This is a genomic window from Corynebacterium sp. HMSC067D03, from assembly GCF_001811185.1.
GTDB lineage: Bacteria > Actinomycetota > Actinomycetes > Mycobacteriales > Mycobacteriaceae > Corynebacterium > Corynebacterium coyleae.
The window spans coordinates 136211-156025 of sequence record NZ_KV803780.1; the positions used below are offsets into that span (position 1 = coordinate 136211).

Below are 19815 nucleotides of genomic sequence, written 5' to 3' on the forward strand. Positions count from 1 at the left end.
GCTGGGCCCGGAAGGGACGTGGCGCTAGTCCTCCAGGCGGTGGCGACCTGCGGAATCGTCAGAATCGTCGGCCGAACGTGCTTCGCGGTCGTCCTCGGTAGTGGTGGAGTAGACCAGCGTGGAGGTCCCACCAGCGCCAGCACCGCCAGCACGACCAGCGCCGCCCTCGGCGACCGAGACGAGGTCGAGGTCGGCGGGGGAGTCGTCGCGAAGTTCAGCGATTTTTTCCTTGAGGAAGAACTCCCACGCAGCCCATGCGCTACCTGCGGCGACGGCGCTGAGCGTCGACCACTTGATCACAGAGCCGATGGTGCCGAGCACGCTGCGGCCTTCGTCCTTCTTCTCCTTGGCGTGGTCTTTAAGGAAGGCGAGTTGGGCGGCGCGCAGGGGAGCGTCGGCGTCGAAGGCGGCGCGGCGGCGGTCGAGGCGCTCGTGGGCCTGGCGGGTGATTTCGCCGGCTTCGGCGCGGGCGGCGCCGTAGAGCTCCTGGAGTTGGTCGCGGTCGAATTTGTCGGTGAGGTCGGAGAGGTCGCCGTCTTTAAGCGTGTCGATGAGGGACTGGTAAATGTCGCGCTCGCGTTTGTCGTTTTGGTCGCGGAAGTACTTCAGGCCTTGGTTTGCGAGGGCGTAGGCCATGCCGATGGTCCTGAGGTTCATGTGGGCTCCTTTGTTTAGCGGGTTCAAGTTTTGTTCGATTGGTTCGGTGTCTAGCGTAGCGAAGCCCCCGCAGAACGGCTCCGTACCAAGCGTTACGCAAAAATGAACCAAGCGGTTCAGTTTGCCGTATTTACATTCACGAAAACCGGCCGCATGACCTGCGCAAACGGGCAAAATAGACAACCTTGATTGTGGCGCGGAAACGGGCAACATAAGTTTCAAGTCACCGTTTAACCACGGTGCAACAAGTCCCGATGACAGCCAGCCGAGAGAAAGGTCCGCCATGTTCGAAGCCTCCCCTTCGACCCGGCTTTCCGCCTCGGCACCCATCGACCGCGAGGGCGCTCCGGTGATCCGCCGCCCTCGTCCGCGCCAGCGCACTGCGTTGAGTTTTGAGATCATTCCGCCGCGCCCCTCCGACAGCGTGGCCAAGATGGACGAACTCATTGCCGGCCTGGCCGCCTACAACCCGGATTACGTCTCCGTGACCAGCTCGCGTCGCAGCGAGTGGCTCGAAGGCACTGCCGCGGTGATCTCCCGGATTGCGGAAACCACCGACCTGCGCCCGATCGCTCACCTGGCCTGCACGGCGGGTACGCGCGAGGAGCTCACCGAGTGGATCCGCACGCTAATCGACGCCGGCGTGCGCGGCTTCCTCGCACTCCGCGGCGACCTGCCCGAAACGGGCATGCCGGAGCACTACCTGCAGTACGCCACCGACCTGCTCAATCTCATTGAGGAGGTGCAGGAGGAGGAGGCGTTTCGCCTCGCCGCCGGCAAGCTCGCGCTGTCGGTTGCGTGCTACCCGAAGGGGCATGAGGAGTCGCGAAATTTCGACCATGACCTGGATGTGCTGCTGACTAAGCAGCGCCTGGGTGCCGATTTCGCGATCACGCAGCTTTTCTTCGAGGCGCAGGATTACCTGGACTTTGTCGAGGTAGCACGCCTGGCTGGTGTGCGTATCCCGTTGATTCCGGGGATTATGCCGATGACTTCCCTGAAGCGTGTGCGCCGGATGGGTGAGTTGTCGGGGTTGGAGGTGCCTGAGGTCGTCGAGAAGCAATTGCTCGAAGCTGACGACGAATACGAAACCGGCATGCAACTCACCGCCAAGCTTGCGCGGGAGATTTTGGACGCCGGCACCGGCGGACTCCACGTGTACACCCACAACAACCTGGCCGTCACGCGGGACTTCTTGGACCGCATCGGCATCCAATAGATAAAGGACAAACCATGACCACCTTCCCCAAGGCAACCATCGAGGGTTACCCGCGCATCGGCGCGAACCGCGAGCTGAAGCACGCGCTTGAGAGCTACTGGGCAGGGCGTATCGACGCCGACACGTTCCGTTCCACCGCCCGCGCCCTCCGCGTGAACAACTACAACCATCTGCGCGACCTCGGCCTCACCGAGGATTACGCCATCCCCGCCGACGTCGCCCTCTACGACCAGGTGCTCGAGACCGCCCTGACCGTGGGGCTCGTGCCGGGCGGCACCGACCTCGACGAGGAGTTCGCGCTCGCCCGCGGCAACGCCACCCGCGTGCCGCTGGAGATGACCAAGTGGTTCGACACCAACTACCACTACCTCGTGCCGGAGATCGAGGCAGGTCAGGAGATCAAGGCCGTGCCGGAGCGCATCCTGCACATCGTCGAGGAAGCCGCCGAGGCCGGCCACAAGGTTCGCCCGTTCCTCGTCGGCCCGGTCACCCTCATTGCGCTGTCCAAGCCTGCCGAGTGGTCGCTGCTGACAGCGCTTGTCGACGCCTACGCCGAGGTATTTAAGGCCCTCAAGGACGCCGGCGTGGAGTGGATCCAGATCGCCGAGCCGGCCGTGGTCGCCGACCTGTCCACCCCGGACGCCGAGATTGCCAAGTACCTGCGCTCGGCATGGTCTGATCTGCTCGGCCGCGAGGACCGCCCGAACGTCTACCTGACCACCCCGTACGGCTCCGCCCGCGAGGCCCTGCCGGTCCTCGGCGAACTCGGCGTAGAAGCACTGCACGTCGACCTTGCCCCGTGGACCCTCGACGCCGACGCCGACTACCCGGAGCGCATCCGCACCACCATCCCGGAGACCACCCACCTCGTCGCCGGCATCATCGACGGCCGCAACGTCTGGGCCGCCAACCTGCGCGAACGCACCGAGGTCCTCGAGTCCCTCGGCCGCCCGGTATCCGTCTCCACCTCCACCTCGCTGCAGCACGTGCCGCACACCCTCAAGGCCGAGCGCAACCTGCCGGTTGAGGTCGCACCGTGGCTGTCGTTTGCTGACGAGAAGCTCGCCGAGATCCAGGCACTTGTCGCCGGCCCGGACGCCGCAGCCGAGGCGTTCGCCCAGTCCGACCGCGCTGTGCGCACCCGTGCAGAATCGACGACGATTCACAACCAGGCGGTTGTGGACCGCGTCGCAAAGCTGCCGGAGGGCGAAGTCAAGCGCGAGCCGGCCTTCGAAGAGCGCATCAAGATCCAGCGCGAAGAGCTGAAGCTGCCCACCCTGCCAATCACCACGATCGGCTCCTTCCCGCAGACCCAGGAAATCCGCAAGGCCCGCGCCGACCACCGCGAAGGCTCCCTTTCCGACGCCGACTACAAGGAAGCCCTCAAGGCCGAAATCAAGCAGGTCATCGAACTGCAAGAAGAGATCGGTCTCGACGTCCTCGTCCACGGCGAAGCCGAGCGCAACGACATGGTCCAGTACTTCGCCGAACTCCTCGACGGCTTCGTCGTCACGGAGAACGGCTGGGTCCAGTCCTACGGCTCCCGCTGCACCCGTCCGCCAATCGTCGTCGGCGACGTCTCCCGCCCGAAGGCCCTGTCCGTCGACTGGTCCGCATACGCCCAGTCCCTGTCCGACAAGCCGGTCAAGGGCATGCTCACCGGCCCGGTGACCATCCTGGCCTGGTCCTTCAAGCGCGACGACGTGCCGCTGTCCGTCTCCGCTGACCAGATCGGCGTCGCCCTTGCCGACGAAGTCGCCGACCTCGAGGAAGCCGGCATCAACGTCATCCAGATCGACGAGCCGGCCCTGCGCGAACTGCTGCCACTTCGTGCCGACGACCGCGCCTCCTACCTCGACTGGGCCGTCCGCGCCTTCCGCCTCGTGTCCTTGAACGCGAAGCCGTCGACCCAGATCCACACCCACCTCTGCTACTCGGAGTTCGGCCAGATCATCGACGCCGTCGCCGGCCTCGACGCCGACGTCACCTCCATCGAGGCAGCCCGCTCCAAGATGGAACTGCTGGAAGATATCGACGAGACCTTCCACTCCGAAATCGGCCCCGGCGTGTGGGACATCCACTCCCCACGCGTGCCGTCCACCGAGGAAATCGCGGGCCTGCTGCGTGCCGCGCTCAAGAATGTGCCGACCGAGCGCCTCTGGGTCAACCCGGACTGCGGCCTGAAGACCCGCGGCTACGCCGAAGTCGACCCGTCCCTGCGTAACCTGGTCGCCGCCCGCGACGAGGTCGTCGCCGGCCTGTAGGTTCCGGTCGCGCCGGGGCGTGCTTTGCCGCGCCGGTGCGCCGGTGCGCCGGTGCGCCGGTGCCCCCGCCCCGCTTCGAGTTTCCAGCGAACTAGTTGTAGCGAACCGCCCGAAAACCGCGATTCGCTGGGTGTAGTTCGCTGGTTTCTTTCGTTTCAGGGGTGCGGCGCGGCGCGCTTTACGGGAATCGGGATTGGCGTTGCCTTGGACGTTGCCGGGTCGCGGCGACTTGCGGCTCACCGCGCTTGTCTGCCCGTGCTTTCGCCTCCCGTATCCGGCGGACGCATTCCTCCGGATTCCGGAGTATCTCCCGTGTGAAAAATCGGATGACCTCGTATCCCTGCTCACGAATCCAAGTTTCGCGCTTGAGTTGAGAGAGGACGGCATCGTGAGGCTTGTTCTCGAACTTATCGAGGCCATCGATCTCAATAACGAGATTTCCCCAGATCAGGTCGACTCGGAAATCTGGTCCGATCCACAGTTGCATCTCCACCTCAATACCGTTTTCGTGGAGGATCACACGCAGGAGGGTCTCGTACGGTGACTCTGACCAAGGAGACGCAAGTTCGAGTGCCCGCCGTGCGTTCGCAATCCCTCGTTTTCCCTTGAGACGGGCAATTTTGGCTTGGATGGTCTCCCATCGTCTCCGCTTTTCTTGGAGGGTGCCGAAGCTTAGAAGCCAGTCCATCGCGACCGCGCCCTGACGCACGCCGTGAAACCGCGCGATGTCGATCGCGGTGCGCTCTGGGCTTGTCACCTGTATTTTTCGGTCCGCACCGATGCAGTCGGTCCGGTGGATGCAGTAGACGTCCGATTCAGGGATCCGCATGTGACGGTAACGCAGACCGTCGGGCCAGTCTTTCGTGGATGGTGGCGTACCGTGCGTTTGTGCGAGCTCGATGACTTCCTTGCCGTCCGGGATGGTCCACATGTTCAGTAGGCGGGCGGCCGAGCGACTCACCAACACCGAGCGATGGGCCGATGAACCTGCTGCGTAGCAGCGTAAGTACTCGCGCTCGTACGGCCGCAGCGCGTTCCACGCTTCGAGGCGCACGTATCGACGCGATGCAACTTTTACGCATGCTTCCGCCTCGGCGACCGCCTGGCCGACGAGCAATTGCGTCAACTTTTCCCCAACCATATGACCCCCCGGTTTATGATGCTGGATTAAAAGTATCCGCTGGGGAGCCGATGCACAAGAGCAACGTGCTAGCCGAGGCCTCCGATCGAGTTTCCAGCGAACCAGTCCCAGCGAATCGGCAATTTTCGACGATTCGCTGGGATTGGTTCGCTGGGTTTGCGATCAAAGTCCTGGACCGCCCAGGACAGCCCAGGACACCAAGACAGCCCAGGACGGCCCGGCACGCCCAACCGCCGACCCGGCGAACGCCCTCGGACGATTCCGCGTAGTCTGGTCGGCATGACTCAGAAGACACAAACGATGACGTTGCACACGAACCACGGCGATATCGTGATTGACCTGTTTGGCAACCACGCGCCGAAGACGGTAGAGGTAATCACTGGCCTGGCGACGGGCGAGCAGGAGTACGCCACCAAGAACGCCCAGGGCACGACCGAGGGCCCGTTCTACGACGGTGCGATTTTCCACCGCATCATCCCGGGTTTCATGATCCAGGGCGGCGACCCGACCGGCACCGGCACGGGCGGCCCGGGTTTCCAGTTCGCGGATGAGTTCCATCCGGAGCTGCAGTTTGATCGTCCGTACCTGCTGGCTATGGCGAATGCGGGCCCGGGCACGAATGGTTCCCAGTTCTTCATCACCGTGGACGCTACCCCGTGGTTGAACAACCGCCACACCATCTTCGGCGAGGTCACGGATGAGGCGTCGAAGAAGGTTGTCGACGAGATCGCGAACGTTCAGACCGGTCGCATGGACCGTCCGGTTGAGGACGTTGTGATCAACTCGGTCGAGGTCAAGTAAGAAGACACGCCTCGATCAGCCCTCGCCAGTTGGCGGGGGCTTTTTCGTGTCCGAAGTACGCTGAGGGCCATGTTCCCCAACGCTCTGAAGAACACGTTGAAGAATGCTCCGGCCACCTCCGTTATTGCTGCGTTGTGCACGTTGGTGTTTGTGGTGACGGCGGTGCAGTCGAGAAGTGTGATGGACGTGATTTGGGATTCGCCGGTGGGGGAGCAGATGATCCTGTTTGGCCCGTTGGTGTACGACTGGGGCTATCTCCGCACGTTGAGCGCGGGTTTTCTGCACCTGGACATTACACATCTTGTGTTGAACATGTTCATGTTGGTGTTCATTGGCGCGGAGGTGGAGCGCTTTGTGGGGTCGGGTCCGTTTGCGGTGGCGTATTGCGCGGGGGTGCTGTGGTCGTCGATTAGCGTGCTTGCGTTTAATTTCACAACGCCGACGGCGGGCGCGTCGGGGGCGTTGTACATGCTGATGGCGGTGCTCATCGCAGTTGCTTATCGACGATCAACCGACCTGCGCGCCCCACTCACCCTGGTGGCGGTGAACGTGGTGTATTCGCTGATGTCGCCGACGGTGTCGTTGTGGGGGCATCTCGGGGGTCTGGTCGCGGGTGCGGTGATGGGGTGGTGGCTGACCTCGCCGAATGTGCGCACGCGGTGGGTGGCGGCGTGTTCGGCGTTGGTGGCTGCGGTGCCGGTGGTGTGGGTGTTGACGTTGCCGTCGACGATCCCTGTGTACTAACCGGAGTTATCCACAAACGTTATCCACAATGTGGAGAACTACACGCGTGTTGTTCCTCGAACGACACGTCGAACAGCGAAAACGACACGCCGAAATTACCTGGGATTTTCGAATAATCCCCAGCACATCCACGGTGCCTGTGGAGTTGTGCACAGAGTTATCCACAGGTGTGGATAGTTAGTGTTCGAATAACGGGAGAGCAATGTCGCTGCCGTTGGTTAGGATCAGAGCCAATAGGAAGAAGGTGATTCTCATGAAGCTGAAAGTGCGCCGCTTTACCAATGCAGAGCTGCGAGCACGCCAACGCGATTTGCGTGCGAAGTTGACTGAATCCTTGGGGGTTGCGTTGCCATCTGATGACGTGCTGAAGGAGCTTGCCTGGTCAGGCGGGTTCACCTACGAGCAGCGAGACATCTACGACGAGTTGCGCAGGGTGGAGTCACTTCTCGGGGAGCGTTAAGCGTGGAGAAAGAGGCTGTAGAGTTCCTGCAGCAGGCACTCGACTTGGCGCTTGATGTATTGCCAGTCGCGTCCATTCGCGACGTTCGGTACAACGCCGAATCCAATACGGATGAAGATCGCGTTGTCGGTAGTTTTCAACTGCCACTTGTTTACGGATCTGGACAGTCTGACCAGGGGGTTTCGAAATCTGATTACAGTGCGATCTATCAGGTTTTTATCGAATATGAGCTCGCGATCGGTTCAGGCGAACAGTATCTGGCCGTCGATCGAAGCAAGTTCGAGATCCGCGTCCGCACTTCACCTGGTATCAGGTTCGAGTATGAACGCGGATATGCCTCTGCCCCTACGGCGCATATTCACTCTTCGGGGATCTCCGGGTTGTTAAGTGTTGCCCTTATGGCGAACTTCGAGGGAACAAAGGCCAAGGACAGGCGCAAAGGCGACCTACAAGCCCTGCATTTTCCCGTAGGAGGGCGACGGTTCCGTCCTTCACTGGAGGACTTCTTATATTTCGTTGTCCGCGAATGTGGCTTCCGAGGAAAACCTGGGTGGGAGAGCAAATTGCTGCAGTCGCGAGAGGGGTGGCTGGACAAGCAGCTCCGCGCTGCGGTTCGGGATCATCCTGCGGAGGCAGCGGAGGCGCTTCGAGACCTCGGCTACAACGTGGAGCCGCCTTCTGGTGGCGACGTGGAGAAGCGTAGAAAACGTACTTGGTAGCCACCGTCGACGCTGCTTACGAATGTTTCGGCAACCGGTTCATGCGGAAGTACCTACCCTGGGAGGGGTACATGTCAACAACAGTGAAGTAAGGAGCAAGTCGTGACTGACAAGAGCAAGGCGGAGGAGATCGTCGCTAAGGGCGAGCGTCCTGCGGGCAAGGGTCGTACCACTGAGTTGAGTGGTCAGCCGGTTGCGTCGGAGAATATTTCGGTGACGCAGGGTCGTCAGGGCGCGAATGTGCTTAACGACGTCCACCTGATCGAGAAGTTAGCCCACTTCAACAGGGAAAACGTCCCGGAGCGTATTCCGCACGCGAAGGGCCACGGCGCATTCGGCGAGCTGCACATCACGGAGGATGTGTCGCAGTATACGAAGGCGAAGCTGTTCCAGCCCGGCACCGTCACGCCGATGGCGGCGCGTTTTTCCACGGTCGCGGGTGAGGCTGGCTCGCCGGATACCTGGCGTGACGTGCACGGTTTCGCGCTGCGTTTTTACACGGAGGACGGCAACTACGACATTGTGGGTAACAACACCCCGACGTTCTTCCTGCGCGACGGCATGAAGTTCCCGGATTTTATTCACTCGCAGAAGCGCCAGCCGAACTCGGGCTTGCGTGACGACGAGATGCAGTGGGACTTCTGGACCCGCACCCCGGAGTCCGCACACCAGGTGACCTACCTCCTGGGCGACCGCGGCACCCCGAAGACGTCGCGCCACCAGGATGGTTTCGGCTCCCACACCTTCCAGTGGATCAACGAGGAAGGTACGCCGGTGTGGGTGAAGTACCACTTCAAGACTCGTCAGGGTTGGGAGTGCTTCACCGACGAGGAGGCCACTGAGAAGGCCGGTACCGATCCGGACTTCCAGCGTGCGGACCTGTTCAACGCGATTGCAGAGGGCGACTACCCGATCTGGGACGTCAAGGTGCAGATCATGCCGTTCGAGGAGGCGAAGGATTACCGCTTCAACCCCTTCGACCTGACCAAGACGTGGTCGCAGAAGGATTACCCGCTGATCCCGGTTGGCTACTTTGTGCTGAACCGCAACCCGAAGAACTACCACGCGCAGATCGAGCAGCTTGCGCTTGATCCGGCGAACTTGGTGCCGGGTGTGGGTCTGTCGCCGGACCGTATGCTGCAGGCGCGTGTGTTTGCCTACTCGGATCAGCAGCGTTACCGCATCGGTACGAACTACAAGGACCTGCCGGTCAACCAACCGCTCAATGATGTGAACACCTACTCTGAGCGTGGTTCCATGGCGTACTTCTTCAACGAGGAGAACGAGCCGAACTACACGCCGAACCGCACCGACAAGGGCGCCGGCTACCTGGACAACGGCGAGGATTCTTCCTCCAACTTCACCGATTACGATCAGGCGGTGAACCTCTACGTCAACCCGGATCCGGCGGGCACTGACCTCGTCCGTGCCGCATACGTCAAGCATGCGGAGGACGACGACTTCGGCCAGGCCGGCACGCTCTACCGCGACGTGTTCGACGACGGTGAGAAGGAGCGCTTCGTCCACAACATCACCAACAAGATGATGGCTATTAAGAACAAGGACGTCGAGGAGCGCGTCTACGAGTACTGGGGCAAGGTCGACGCTGACCTTGAGACCAGGGTTCGTGAGTCGCTGGCGAAGAAGCGCGCGGCACAGAACAACTAGCGCAAGATAAAGCCCGTTGAGTCAACAGACTCAACGGGCGTTTTCAGCTTCGCGGTTTTAGAAGGGTTTAGAAGGTACCGCGGACCTGGCGACCGAAGTCAGAGGTGGTTGCGTCGAGGGAGGACACCTTCTGGTCGTTGTACAGGGAGGTGTCGCCTGCGAGGCGGCCGGTCTGGGTGACGGTCAGGGTGTTGTGGAGACGGCCTTCCTTGGTGTTGCCGTCGCCGAAGGAGAAGCCGGCGAGCAGCATGTCGTCGCCAGCGTTGACCGGGTTGGACAGGGTGACCTCGAAGACACGGACGTTGCGGTCGAAGTCGTAGCCAAGGTCACGGACGTGGGAGCCGTTGTAGCGGGTGGTGGTGATCAGACGGTCGACGCCCTCCGGGCCGGCGAAGGTGCCGACCTCAACGCGGAAGGTCACGGCCGGGAACTCGCCCCAGTAGCGCTTGTCGCCGACGTTCTTCACACGCAGTGCGACGGAGCCTGCGAAGCCGGAAGCCTTCCAGGTGGACGTGGTGAAGTGCGGCTGCAGGTCGAGCTCGCGCACAGCGCCCTCTTCCGTATCGACGACCTCTTCAACCTCACCGGTGTTGGTCTCTTCGACCTCGTCGATGATGTTGGTGCCCTCGTCGGTGATGTCGTTGTTGGTGACGTCTGCTGCCTTGTCGTCCTCAACCTTGTCAATGTCATCGAGGTTCGCGCCGGTCTCGATCTTCTTGACATCCTCGTTGTACGCCGGGTTCGGGTTATCCACCGGGGTGGTCACCTGTGCGCCCTTATTCGGTGCCCAGGAGCCGGCCGGGGTGGCGTAGTTCTTCACACGCACCTCGTTCTTAACCGGCATGTTGGCGATCCAGGCGGTCGGGGTTGCCCAGGTGCCGTTCGGGCGGCAGCGCTGCTGGGTACCGGTCATGGTGACGGTGCGGAAGCCGTAGGTGGCCTCGCCGGTGTTGCCTGCCGGCACCTCGTACGGGCCGATTTGCTGGCCGACGGACCAGCTCAGCGAGCCGGAGACGTCCCAGCCGAGGGACTTGGCCAGGGAGTAGCCGATGTTGCCCTGCAGGCCGTCCTTGGAGCCAGAGCCACCGAGCGTGATCGTCTCGGTCTTAGAACCGTTGACGGACGCGGAGATGGACTGGGTACGGGACAGGTCCTGGGACAGCGGGATGGCCTTGTCGGACAGGTTGGTGGTGGAGATGGTGCCCACCGGCAGGAAGTTGTCCTTCACCTTGTACACGACGGTGCGGTAGTCCTCGGTGGAGTTGCAGACCGGACGTGGGTTGAGGACGTTTGCCTTCAGGTGGTCGGAACCACGGTAGGTGTGGATGATCGGCAGTGCATCGTTGGTTGCCGGAGTCTCCGGATAGGACTCTTCAAGGGTTTGAGCGGTTGCGGTGACTGCGGAGCCGGCGATGGCGACGGCTGCGAGTGCTGCAACGGCGGAACGGATTGCGCGCACGGGCGGTCCTTTCTCGGTGACTTTTCCTTTGAAAACGTTGAGGTGAGATTTAACTCTCACTGATAAAGTGATAATCGAGTGCACAGGTTTGTGCAGAAAACTGTTGTAGAATTCACCGAATCCGGGGGTAAATGAAACAAACGGGGCGCCGCGGAAACACTCCGCGACGCCCCGTTTAAGCAGGGAAAACCGGTTTAGCGCCAACCCATGGTCATCAGCAGACCGAGGATCATGCCGGTAAAGCCGATGGCGTAGTTCCACGGGCCGAGTTCGGCGAGGAACTGAATTTGGTCACCGGCGAGGTAGTACAGGATCAGCCACGCCAGACCGAGAATCATGAGGCCGAACATGATGACCTTGTACCACACTGGGGTGCCACCGGTGTTGACCTTGACAGGGGTACGGGACACGCCGGTGGAGGTGCTGCTGACCGGGCGGACCGGGTCCTTGGTTACTTTCGCTTTAGGCATCGTTGTCTCCGTTGCTTTCTGGGGTTACAGGCCGAGCCTGCGTTCCATGTTGCGTACCGCGTTTGCCGCGTTTACAGCGTTCTGGGGTGAAACTGTATCAGCCTCACCTGCAGCTGCGTTATTTTGCGGCAGCAAGGCGCCGGCGTCGAACTTCCACAGGTTGTAGTTGATGGCCTGGTCTTTGCGGATCAGGTCGCCGGCGGGGATTTCTTGGTGGCCGATCTGCCCGGCGTCGACAAGCGCGCCGGTAGGCACGGTAGGCCCGGCGACCATGCGGCCGCTCCAGCCGGCGTCGCGCAGCACGCGCTCAGCGTCCGACGGCTCGAGGTGCGTGATCTTCGGCATCTTCATCAGCATGCCGTTGGAAATGCGCAGCTCAATGGTGGTGCCGGTGGGCACGTCGGTGTTTTCACCGGCGACGGCGAGCACTTCACCCTCGGGACGCTCGGAGTCCACCTTGGTCACAGTGGCGCGCAGTTGCAGCGACGACAGGGTCGCGGTGGCTTGCTCCACGTTCAGCCCCACCAGCGACGGCACCTGGACCATGTCGGGGCCGGAGGAGACGGTGATCGCGATGCGCGAGCCCTTGGCAATCTGGGTACCGCCAGCGGGTTGCTGGCCCAGGATGATGCCTTCTTCGATGTTGTCGCTGGATTCGCGGCGCACGTTCGGGTTGAGCTCGAGGCCCGCCTTCTCCAGCTCCTCGATCGCTTCGTCCGTGGTCAGGTTGGTCACGTCTGGCACGTCCGTCATCTCCTTGCCGGAGGAAACGGTCAGTTTCACCACCGCACCCTGCTTCAGTTCGGAGCCTGCTGCCGGATTGGTTGCGATGACGTCGCCGCGTTTGATGTCCGGGCTCGGCTCGTCCATGACGGAGACCTGGAAGCCAAGGCGTTCGAGTTCCTGGACGGCTTCGTTGCGCGGCTTGCCGGTCAGATCGGGGATCTGCACCATCTTTTCCTGCGTGATGGCGGGTTTGTTGCCCTCGGAGAAGTAGTCGTACGCAAACCAGGACACTGCGCCGACGAGCACCAGGCTCAGCAGCGCCGCGATCCACTTCAGCGTGTTCGAGGAGGTCTTCTCGTTGGCGGCGCGGTGGTCGGCGTAGCGGGTGTGCTGTGCGGCCTCTGGAGCCATTGCTTCTCTGCGACGCGGAGCCGGCCCACTGACCGCATCCCCAACCACAACCGTGTTGTCCACAGCATGCGCACCCGCGTCGTGCTCGGCGGCGGACAGGTGATTACGCGCAGCGGTGGTGACGTTGCCGTGCTCAAGGAGCTGCAAGTCTTCGCCCATTTCGGTGGCGGTCTGGTAGCGGTCCGCCGGGTGTTTTGCCATCGCGGTGAGGATGACGGAATCCACGTTGACGGCCTCGTTGTCCGTCAGCGGGTTCGGGATCCGCTCGGACGGCGGCACCGGGTCTTCCTGCACGTGCTGGTAGGCGACGGCGAAGGGAGATTCGCCCTCAAAGGGCGGTACACCGGTGACGGTTTCGTACATGACGCAGCCGAGCGCGTAGATGTCGCTGCGTGCGTCGGCAGGTTTGCCACGGGCCTGCTCGGGGGAGAGGTACTGCGCGGTGCCGATCACCGCGGAGGTTTGCGTCATGGCGGAGGTGGAATCGTCCAACGCGCGGGCGATGCCGAAATCCATCACCTTCACCGAACCGGTGTTGGTGACCATGATGTTGGCGGGTTTGATGTCGCGGTGGATGATGCCAGCGTCGTGGCTGGCCTGCAGCGCACGGGTGACCGGCAGCAGCAGCTTCGCCGCACGCTCAGGCGTAAGCGGACCCTCGTTGCGCACGATGTCGCGCAGGTTCATGCCGTTGACGCGCTCCATGACGATGTAAGGCACGTCCACACCGGAGGTTTCCACCGACCCGGTGTCGTAGACCGCCACGATGTTCTCGTGGTTCAGTCGAGCCGAGTTCTGGGCCTCACGGCGGAAGCGCTCGCGGAAGTTCTCGTCGCGCGCCATGTCGATCTTCAGCATCTTCACGGCAACGTCGCGCCCAAGCGCGACGTCAGTGGCGGCATATACGTCTGACATGCCGCCGGTGCCGATGATGTTGCCGAGTTCATATCGGTCCGCGATCAGCATTTACCTGCCACCTCCGAACAAGTTTTCAAGGTCTGGCAATTCTATCCCAGGCGCCGGCGCATTCGTCTCCTGCGTCGGGGCTGGTGCCACGCTGGTTGCCGGTGCCGACGTGGGGGCTTGCTCTGCCGAGGTCGGCGCGGTTGTTTCGGGTGCCTCGTCGTCCGGTGCAGGTTCGTGCTGCTCAGGTGGCTCGACGAAGCTCACGGTGCCGGGCGCGTGCGTCTCGGTGACCGTGGTGCGCTCGTGGTGCGTGGTGGTAGCCACGGTTTCCGTCTCGGGCTCCTCTTCCTCCACTGCGGTTTGGGTGGCCACGGTCGGAGTCGTGGTCGGGGTGGAGCCGCCGGTGAAACGGTCAAACACGCCTGCGGTGTACGCCCAAGCTGCGATCACACCGACAAGCGCGAGCCCGAGCAGCGTAGCGACGACCGGCCCAGCCGCCGACTTCTTCTGCGGAGCCGGAGCAGCCGGGGCTGGTTTGGGTGCCGGGGCGGGAGGTCGTCGAGAAGCAACGGCTCGCGCTGCGGACGGCGGGTACGCGCCGGCGGGACGGGCAGTGCGTTCGCTGGCAACGTTGGCCAACATCTGAGTCGACGCGGTCGCGGACGGCTCCATGGCCACCACCTGCGTGTTCCCACCAGGCTGGGCAGGCCGCAGGCCCTGGCGGACCTGGGCGATGGCGAGCTGGAACTCGTTGCCGTCGCGGAAGCGCTGACCGGGGGTCTTGCGCAGCGCGATCTCGATGAGTTCACGCGCCGGGGCAGACACCGAAATCGGCAGCGCAGGCGGCTCGGCGGACACGTGGGCGAGCGCCACCGACACCGAAGAATCGCCGGTGAACGGGCGCTTGCCGGAGAGCATCTCGTAGCCCACCACACCCAGCGAATACACGTCGGAGGCAGACGTCACCTTCATGCCCTGGGCCTGCTCCGGGGAGACGTACTGGGCAGTACCCACCACCATGCCAGTACGCGTCAGCGGCACCGCGGCTGCCGCCTTGGCAATGCCGAAGTCCGTGATCTTGATCTGCCCGTTCTGGGTGATCATCAGGTTGCCCGGCTTAATGTCGCGGTGCACCAGCCCCATGCGGTGGATCACCGCAAGACCGTGCGCGGCCTGCTCAAGCACGTCCAGCGCAACCGCCTCATCCAACTGGCCCTCGCGGGCAATGAGGTCCGCCAGCGACTCGCCGCGGATGTACTCCATGATGATGAAGCAGACGGTGAACCCGCCCTCGGTCTCCACCTCGCGGTAGTCGTAGGTGGCCACCACGTTGTCGGAGTTGATGCCCTGGGCGGACTGGGCCTCGTTGCGGAAGCGGGTGAGGAATTCCTCGTTGGAGGAAAACTCCGGGCGCAGCACCTTGATGGCCACTTCGCGCTCGTGGTGGATGTCGTCGGCGAGCCATACGGTGGACATGCCGCCGTGGCCGATGATCCACTGCAGCTCGTAGTTCGACCCGATAAGTTTCTGCAGGTCCTCGCGGCTTTCGGTGTTCATCACTTGTCTCCTTCCACGGGTGCAGGTGCTGGTGCAGCGCGCAGTACGGCGCGGCCAATCGGTCCGGAGACCTGGCCGCCGGTCGCGGCTTCGCCCAAGTTGCCGCCATTCTTGACGACGACCGCCACCGCCACGTCCTTCTGCGGATCAAACGCCACGTACCACACGTGCGGGGCGGCGCCCTCGGCGTGCTCGGCGGTACCGGTCTTCGAGGCGAAGCCGTTGCCGTCGTAGCCAAACGTCCAGCGCTCAGACCCGTACATCAAGTCCGTGATCGTTGCGGCTTCCTCTTCCGTTACGGCCTCGCCGAGCGACTTCGGCTTTGTTTCACGTAAAACCTTGCCGTTGGCGTCACGCACCTGCTTGACCACGAACGGATTCATGCGCTGGCCCTTATTCGCCACCGCCGCCGTCATCACTGCAGCCTGCAGGGCTGTCATGGTGACGTCGCGCTGGCCGATCGCGGACTGGCCAAGCTCCGCCGCGCCGGGCAGGTCACCCAGGGAACCTGCCGCGTTGGGCAGGCCGAGGTCGTATTGTTGGCCGACGCCGAAGCGGGCGGCGGCGTCGCGAAGCGCATCGGGCCCAAGGTTGAGCGCCATCTGCACGAACGCGGTGTTGCACGACAAGCCGAACGCGGTGCGCAGCGGCACCTGGCCGCCGCCCGCGCAGGCTTGGCCGCCGTAGTTGGTCAGCGGCAGGTTGTCGGTGCCCGGCAGGATGATCTGCGCGTCGCCGGTCAGCGGCGACTCTGGCGTGTAGCCGTTGCGCAGGCCAGCGGCAGTCGTGATGATCTTGAAGATCGATCCCGGCGGCAGCTGCTCCTGCGTTGCGTGGTTGAGCAGCGGGCGGCCCGGGTCGTTGTTCACCCGCGCCCACGTGTCGCCGGCAGTAGCAGGGTTGGCGATCTCGTTCGGGTCGTAGCTCGGTGTCGAGGCCATGGCCAGCACCTCGCCCGTCGACGGCCGCAGCGCCACCACAGCACCGTTGTAACCCGGCTGAGCAAGCTGGTCGAACGCGAGCGCCTGCAGGTTCGGGTCGATGGTGAGCTCGACATCGTCGCCCTTCTTCGAATCCTCGAGCCCGGTGCGCAGGAAGCGTGACGACGACCCACCCTCACCTGTGAGCTCCCCATTGAGCCCCGCCTCAAGCTGGGCGGTGCCGTACTGGTCGGACACGTAGCCGACCACCGGGGCGAAGGACCACGGCATGTTCGGGTAGGTGCGCTGGAAGTAGCCGGTCTGTTCGTTCTTGAACGACTCTGCAAGCGTCAGATCTCCGGCCTTGATGTTGCCGCGGTTGATCTGCTTGAGCTCCATCACCGTGCGGGAATTGCGCGGGTCCTGGGCATATTCGTCTTCACGCATGGTTTGGATGATGGTGAAGTTCACAAGCAGCGCGGTAATCAGCAGCAGGGAGACGACGGCGCCGTAACGGATCGACTTGTTCATCGGGCACCCACCACCTGGCGTCGCTGTGTGCTTTCGTCGTACTCCGCCGGGCGGTTCGCGCTGCTAGAGATGCGCAGCAGCAAGCCGAGCAGGATGTAGTTCGCCATCACCGACGAACCACCGGCAGACATAAACGGCGTGGTCAGGCCTGTCATCGGCATCATGGAAGACACGCCACCGGCGACGACGAAGATCTGGATCGCAATCGTCAGCGCAAGGCCCGCAGCCAGCAGTTTGCCGTAGGAGTCACGCACCTGCATCGCCGTGCGGAATCCGCGGGTGATGAAGATGGCGAACAGACACAGCACGGCAGCGATACCGACCAGGCCGAGCTCTTCGCCGATCGCGGCGAGGATGTAGTCGGAGTGCGCCACCGGCACGAGTTCTGGGTGGCCGTAGCCCAAACCGGTGCCGGTCATACCGCCCCAGCTCAGGCCGATCAGGGCGTTGGCGGGCTGGTTGCCAATGCCTTCAAAGTCTGCGAACGGGTCGATGAAGTTGGCCACGCGCTCCTGAATCTTCCCGCTCACCTGGTACACCGCGTAGCCACCGACGGCCACGAGGGCCAGGCCGATGGCCAGCCAGGAGATGCGGTCGGTGGCGAAGTACACCATGCCCAGCACGGTGGCGAACAGGAGCAGCGCCGGACCGAAGTCGTTGGATGCCGCCATGATCAAAATGGCAATCGCCCACACCATCAGAATCGGCGCGAGGTCGCGCACACGCGGGAACGTCAACCCCAGGAACCTGCGACCCGCCACCGTAAACAGGGCGCGTTTCTGCGCCAACAGTTGAGCGAAGAAGATCAGCAGCAGGATCTTGGAAAACTCACCCGGCTGGATAGAAAACGGACCAAGCCACAGCCAGATGCGGGCATCCGCGTGGCCTTCCGGCTGCGGCCACACCAGTGGCAGCGCCAGGAAAATTAGGCCAACCAGGCCTAGCAGGTACGAGTACCGCGACAGCGCTTGGTGCTCGCGCACGACGAGCAGGGTGAGCACCATCAGCCCCACGCCGACAAGCGACCACATCATCTGCCGCTCTGCCAAAGGCCCGTATCCAGGGCGTTCGGCGAGGTCAAGCCGGTAAATCACCACTAGTCCGATCGCATTGAGCAGCGCCACCATCGGCAGCAATACCTGATCCGCGTGTGGCGCAAGAAACGCCAGCGACAGGTGCGCGATCGCGTACACGCCGATGAACCCGCCCACGAGGTACAGCATTTCGGTGGACAGGGTGTGCCCCTGGCTGGTCTCCAGCCCGAACAGCATGAGCAGCAGCAGGCCGGTGGCGAACAGGAGCAGCAGCAGTTCGCGGCTACGTGCAGTCAGCCTGCTCATTGAACCTCCCGGCACTTGTTGTCCTCGGGCTTTTGCTTATCCACACAACCCGGCAAGGCATCATCCGCCAAGTCCTTCAACCGGCCAAGCACTTCGTCGTACGTGCCGGTGAAGCCCTCGTCGACAATTGCTTCGCGCTCTTCCTGCGGCAGGTCATCGACGCTAAACAGGTGGCAGTCCTCCGGCGTCGAGTTCGCCGAAATCACACGCAGATCGCCGTCCTTGCCCAGGCAGGCGTGCTGGATGCGCTCGACCTTCTCTGCGGCGAATGGGTTGCTGCGCGAGGTGTGCTCCACGACGAACTGCCTGTCGTCGTTTACTGTCAGCGCGTACTCGTCCACAATGCGGGACTTCGACCACACCGCACCGCCAACAACCAGCGCCAACAGCAGCACAAGCGTGGCGACGACCCACGGCCACACCGAGCTCGGCTGCTTAGCCTTCGCGGTTGCTGAGTGGGACTCCTCGTCGGAGTCGGCGGAATCCGACTCCTGCGTCTTCGCCCGGTTGTGGTCCGGGGTGATCGTCTCCGACTTGCGCAGCAGCGCCGCGGCCCGGCTCGCGGAGGAATCTGGGTGTGTCTGTTCCACAGCCGGCACCAACGCGCCGGCTTTCACTGCGGCGGGTGTTTCGGGGACGTCCGCGTCGTCGTCAACCTCGATGACCTCGGCCACCACTACGGTGACGTTGTCCGGACCACCGGAACGCAACGCCAACTCAATCAGGCGCTGCGCTGCCATCTCAGGCGTGCCGTCGCCGAGCGCGATCTCGATCGTCTCGCGCGTCACCGGATCCGACAACCCGTCGGAGCACAACAACACGCGGTCGCCCGGCTTGACCTCTACGAGCTCCAGGTGGGGCTCGACCTCGCGGCCCGTGTACGCCTTGAGAATCAGGGATTTCTGCGGGTGGCTGGACACGTCCTCGGCGGCGAGCTTGCCTTCGTCGACAAGCGACTGCACAAACGTGTCGTCTACCGTGAGCTGCGTAAGTTTTCCGTCGCGCAGCAAATAGCCTCGCGAATCACCCACGTGAATCAGACCGAACTGCTGGCCGTTGAACATCAACGCCGTCAGCGTCGTACCCATGCCAGCCTGCTCCGGGTGAGTCCCCACAGACTCCGCGATGGACGCATTCGCGTCCTCTGCCGCCGCACCCAACAACGCCAACATGTCGGCATCTTTCGGGTCGCGGTCGAGGTGCTCCATGTGCTCCACCATCAACTGGGAAGCAACCTCACCAGCAGCGTGGCCGCCCATGCCATCCGCAAGCACCAACAAGTGCGGACCCGCATACGCCGAGTCCTCATTATTAGTCCTGACCAAGCCGCGATCGGACGCGGCGACGAAATCTAGCGCGAGCTTCACGGCATTAGCCTCACAATCGTGCGTCCCATCTTCATATCCATGCCCACGGTCACCCGCTCAGGCTGATCAATTCGCACCCCATTGACAAAGGTGCCGTTGCGCGAATCCAAGTCCTCCACAAACCAGTCACTGCCACGCCGGAACAGGCGCGCATGGCGTGACGACGCATAATCGTCACCCAGCTGGAAGTCATTGTCACCAGCCCTACCAACAGTGAACTCCTCCAAGCTGGCAATCTCCATGTGGGAGCCTTGCAACGGGCCCGCAACAACCGCAAGAGTGCGCGCCTTTTCCCTCGGCGCAGGCGAAGAAGCCACCGCTTGGCGACGAACCGCCCCACCCGCCGAGACAACATCCTTACGCTGCGTCCACATCACCAGCAGGATGAAGACCCACAACAGCGCCAACAAACCAAAACGCGCGCTGAGGATAATTGTGGAATCCATCTCAAACCT

The 19815-nt window shown here is 62.9% G+C and carries 17 protein-coding genes; 7 read left to right on the forward strand and 10 right to left on the reverse strand.

Annotated features, from left to right (window positions below):
* Window positions 1–24 precede the first annotated feature (24 nt).
* Window positions 25–657, reverse strand: a complete 633-nt coding sequence (locus tag HMPREF2785_RS00555) for a hypothetical protein (RefSeq protein WP_070613797.1) — start codon at window positions 655–657, stop codon at window positions 25–27.
* A gap of 283 nt (window positions 658–940) precedes the next feature.
* Here HMPREF2785_RS00555 and HMPREF2785_RS00560 point away from each other — a divergent pair, with 283 nt between their 5' ends.
* Window positions 941–1876, forward strand: a complete 936-nt coding sequence (locus HMPREF2785_RS00560; RefSeq protein ID WP_070613799.1) for a methylenetetrahydrofolate reductase — start codon at window positions 941–943, stop codon at window positions 1874–1876.
* A 14-nt stretch (window positions 1877–1890) separates the two neighbouring features.
* On the forward strand, window positions 1891–4140 hold the full coding sequence (gene metE, locus HMPREF2785_RS00565) for a 5-methyltetrahydropteroyltriglutamate--homocysteine S-methyltransferase (protein ID WP_070613801.1): 2250 nt from the start codon (window positions 1891–1893) through the stop codon (window positions 4138–4140).
* A gap of 178 nt (window positions 4141–4318) precedes the next feature.
* Here the strand turns inward: metE and HMPREF2785_RS00570 are convergent, their stop codons facing one another.
* Entirely contained in the window at window positions 4319–5266 is a 948-nt protein-coding gene (locus HMPREF2785_RS00570; RefSeq protein WP_167594483.1) for an endonuclease domain-containing protein, read from the reverse strand.
* Window positions 5267–5560: 294 nt separating this feature from the next.
* On the opposite strand from HMPREF2785_RS00570, the gene HMPREF2785_RS00575 reads away from it, so the two are divergent.
* The 5 genes from HMPREF2785_RS00575 (at window position 5561) to HMPREF2785_RS00595 (ending at window position 9673) form a co-directional block, all read left to right on the forward strand.
* On the forward strand, window positions 5561–6082 hold the full coding sequence (locus HMPREF2785_RS00575; RefSeq protein WP_070421945.1) for a peptidylprolyl isomerase: 522 nt from the start codon (window positions 5561–5563) through the stop codon (window positions 6080–6082).
* 69 nt (window positions 6083–6151) lie between these two features.
* Complete coding sequence (locus HMPREF2785_RS00580) at window positions 6152–6826, forward strand: rhomboid family intramembrane serine protease (protein ID WP_070613803.1); 675 nt, start codon at window positions 6152–6154, stop codon at window positions 6824–6826.
* A 253-nt stretch (window positions 6827–7079) separates the two neighbouring features.
* Window positions 7080–7286, forward strand: coding sequence for a hypothetical protein (locus HMPREF2785_RS00585; RefSeq protein WP_070449894.1), 207 nt, complete (start codon window positions 7080–7082; stop codon window positions 7284–7286).
* Between the two features lie 2 nt (window positions 7287–7288).
* On the forward strand, window positions 7289–8005 hold the full coding sequence (locus tag HMPREF2785_RS00590; protein ID WP_070613805.1) for a hypothetical protein: 717 nt from the start codon (window positions 7289–7291) through the stop codon (window positions 8003–8005).
* Window positions 8006–8107: 102 nt separating this feature from the next.
* On the forward strand, window positions 8108–9673 hold the full coding sequence (locus HMPREF2785_RS00595) for a catalase (RefSeq protein WP_070613807.1): 1566 nt from the start codon (window positions 8108–8110) through the stop codon (window positions 9671–9673).
* A gap of 67 nt (window positions 9674–9740) precedes the next feature.
* Here the strand turns inward: HMPREF2785_RS00595 and HMPREF2785_RS00600 are convergent, their stop codons facing one another.
* The 8 genes from HMPREF2785_RS00600 to HMPREF2785_RS00635 form a co-directional block, all read right to left on the reverse strand.
* Window positions 9741–11132 (reverse strand): hypothetical protein, encoded by a 1392-nt coding sequence (locus HMPREF2785_RS00600; RefSeq protein WP_070613809.1) that lies wholly within the window; start codon window positions 11130–11132, stop codon window positions 9741–9743.
* 194 nt (window positions 11133–11326) lie between these two features.
* Window positions 11327–11602 carry a cell division protein CrgA gene (gene crgA, locus HMPREF2785_RS00605; protein WP_070449902.1) on the reverse strand — a complete coding sequence of 92 codons (276 nt, stop codon included), beginning with the start codon at window positions 11600–11602 and terminating at the stop codon, window positions 11327–11329.
* A gap of 24 nt (window positions 11603–11626) precedes the next feature.
* Complete coding sequence (pknB, locus tag HMPREF2785_RS00610) at window positions 11627–13705, reverse strand: Stk1 family PASTA domain-containing Ser/Thr kinase (RefSeq protein WP_070613810.1); 2079 nt, start codon at window positions 13703–13705, stop codon at window positions 11627–11629.
* Window positions 13706–15202: a serine/threonine-protein kinase gene (locus HMPREF2785_RS00615; protein ID WP_070449909.1), complete on the reverse strand. Its 1497-nt coding sequence runs from the start codon at window positions 15200–15202 to the stop codon at window positions 13706–13708. It abuts the gene before it with no gap.
* The gene (locus HMPREF2785_RS00620; RefSeq protein WP_070613812.1) at window positions 15202–16653 is read right to left on the reverse strand and encodes a penicillin-binding transpeptidase domain-containing protein; all 1452 of its coding nucleotides are present in this window, start codon (window positions 16651–16653) and stop codon (window positions 15202–15204) included. Before HMPREF2785_RS00620 ends, HMPREF2785_RS00615 begins: the two co-directional genes overlap by 1 nt.
* The gene (locus HMPREF2785_RS00625) at window positions 16650–17993 is read right to left on the reverse strand and encodes an FtsW/RodA/SpoVE family cell cycle protein (RefSeq protein WP_070449915.1); all 1344 of its coding nucleotides are present in this window, start codon (window positions 17991–17993) and stop codon (window positions 16650–16652) included. The genes HMPREF2785_RS00620 and HMPREF2785_RS00625 overlap by 4 nt, the downstream gene beginning before the upstream one ends.
* Window positions 17990–19360, reverse strand: a complete 1371-nt coding sequence (locus tag HMPREF2785_RS00630; protein WP_070613815.1) for a PP2C family protein-serine/threonine phosphatase — start codon at window positions 19358–19360, stop codon at window positions 17990–17992. Before HMPREF2785_RS00630 ends, HMPREF2785_RS00625 begins: the two co-directional genes overlap by 4 nt.
* Entirely contained in the window at window positions 19357–19806 is a 450-nt protein-coding gene (locus HMPREF2785_RS00635; RefSeq protein WP_070421956.1) for an FHA domain-containing protein FhaB/FipA, read from the reverse strand. Before HMPREF2785_RS00635 ends, HMPREF2785_RS00630 begins: the two co-directional genes overlap by 4 nt.
* Between the last annotated feature and the right edge of the window lie 9 nt (window positions 19807–19815).

What these genes read in the sequence shown, in the direction of transcription:
- HMPREF2785_RS00635 (WP_070421956.1), bottom strand. Translation starts at nt 19,806, where the DNA reads ATGGATTCCACAATTATCCTCAGCGCGCGTTTTGGTTTGTTGGCGCTG.
- HMPREF2785_RS00580 (WP_070613803.1), top strand. Translation starts at nt 6,152, where the DNA reads ATGTTCCCCAACGCTCTGAAGAACACGTTGAAGAATGCTCCGGCCACC.
- HMPREF2785_RS00615 (WP_070449909.1), bottom strand. Translation starts at nt 15,202, where the DNA reads ATGAACACCGAAAGCCGCGAGGACCTGCAGAAACTTATCGGGTCGAAC.
- HMPREF2785_RS00585 (WP_070449894.1), top strand. Translation starts at nt 7,080, where the DNA reads ATGAAGCTGAAAGTGCGCCGCTTTACCAATGCAGAGCTGCGAGCACGC.
- HMPREF2785_RS00555 (WP_070613797.1), bottom strand. Translation starts at nt 657, where the DNA reads ATGAACCTCAGGACCATCGGCATGGCCTACGCCCTCGCAAACCAAGGC.
- HMPREF2785_RS00620 (WP_070613812.1), bottom strand. Translation starts at nt 16,653, where the DNA reads ATGAACAAGTCGATCCGTTACGGCGCCGTCGTCTCCCTGCTGCTGATT.
- crgA (WP_070449902.1), bottom strand. Translation starts at nt 11,602, where the DNA reads ATGCCTAAAGCGAAAGTAACCAAGGACCCGGTCCGCCCGGTCAGCAGC.
- pknB (WP_070613810.1), bottom strand. Translation starts at nt 13,705, where the DNA reads ATGCTGATCGCGGACCGATATGAACTCGGCAACATCATCGGCACCGGC.
- HMPREF2785_RS00625 (WP_070449915.1), bottom strand. Translation starts at nt 17,993, where the DNA reads ATGAGCAGGCTGACTGCACGTAGCCGCGAACTGCTGCTGCTCCTGTTC.
- HMPREF2785_RS00575 (WP_070421945.1), top strand. Translation starts at nt 5,561, where the DNA reads ATGACTCAGAAGACACAAACGATGACGTTGCACACGAACCACGGCGAT.
- metE (WP_070613801.1), top strand. Translation starts at nt 1,891, where the DNA reads ATGACCACCTTCCCCAAGGCAACCATCGAGGGTTACCCGCGCATCGGC.
- HMPREF2785_RS00560 (WP_070613799.1), top strand. Translation starts at nt 941, where the DNA reads ATGTTCGAAGCCTCCCCTTCGACCCGGCTTTCCGCCTCGGCACCCATC.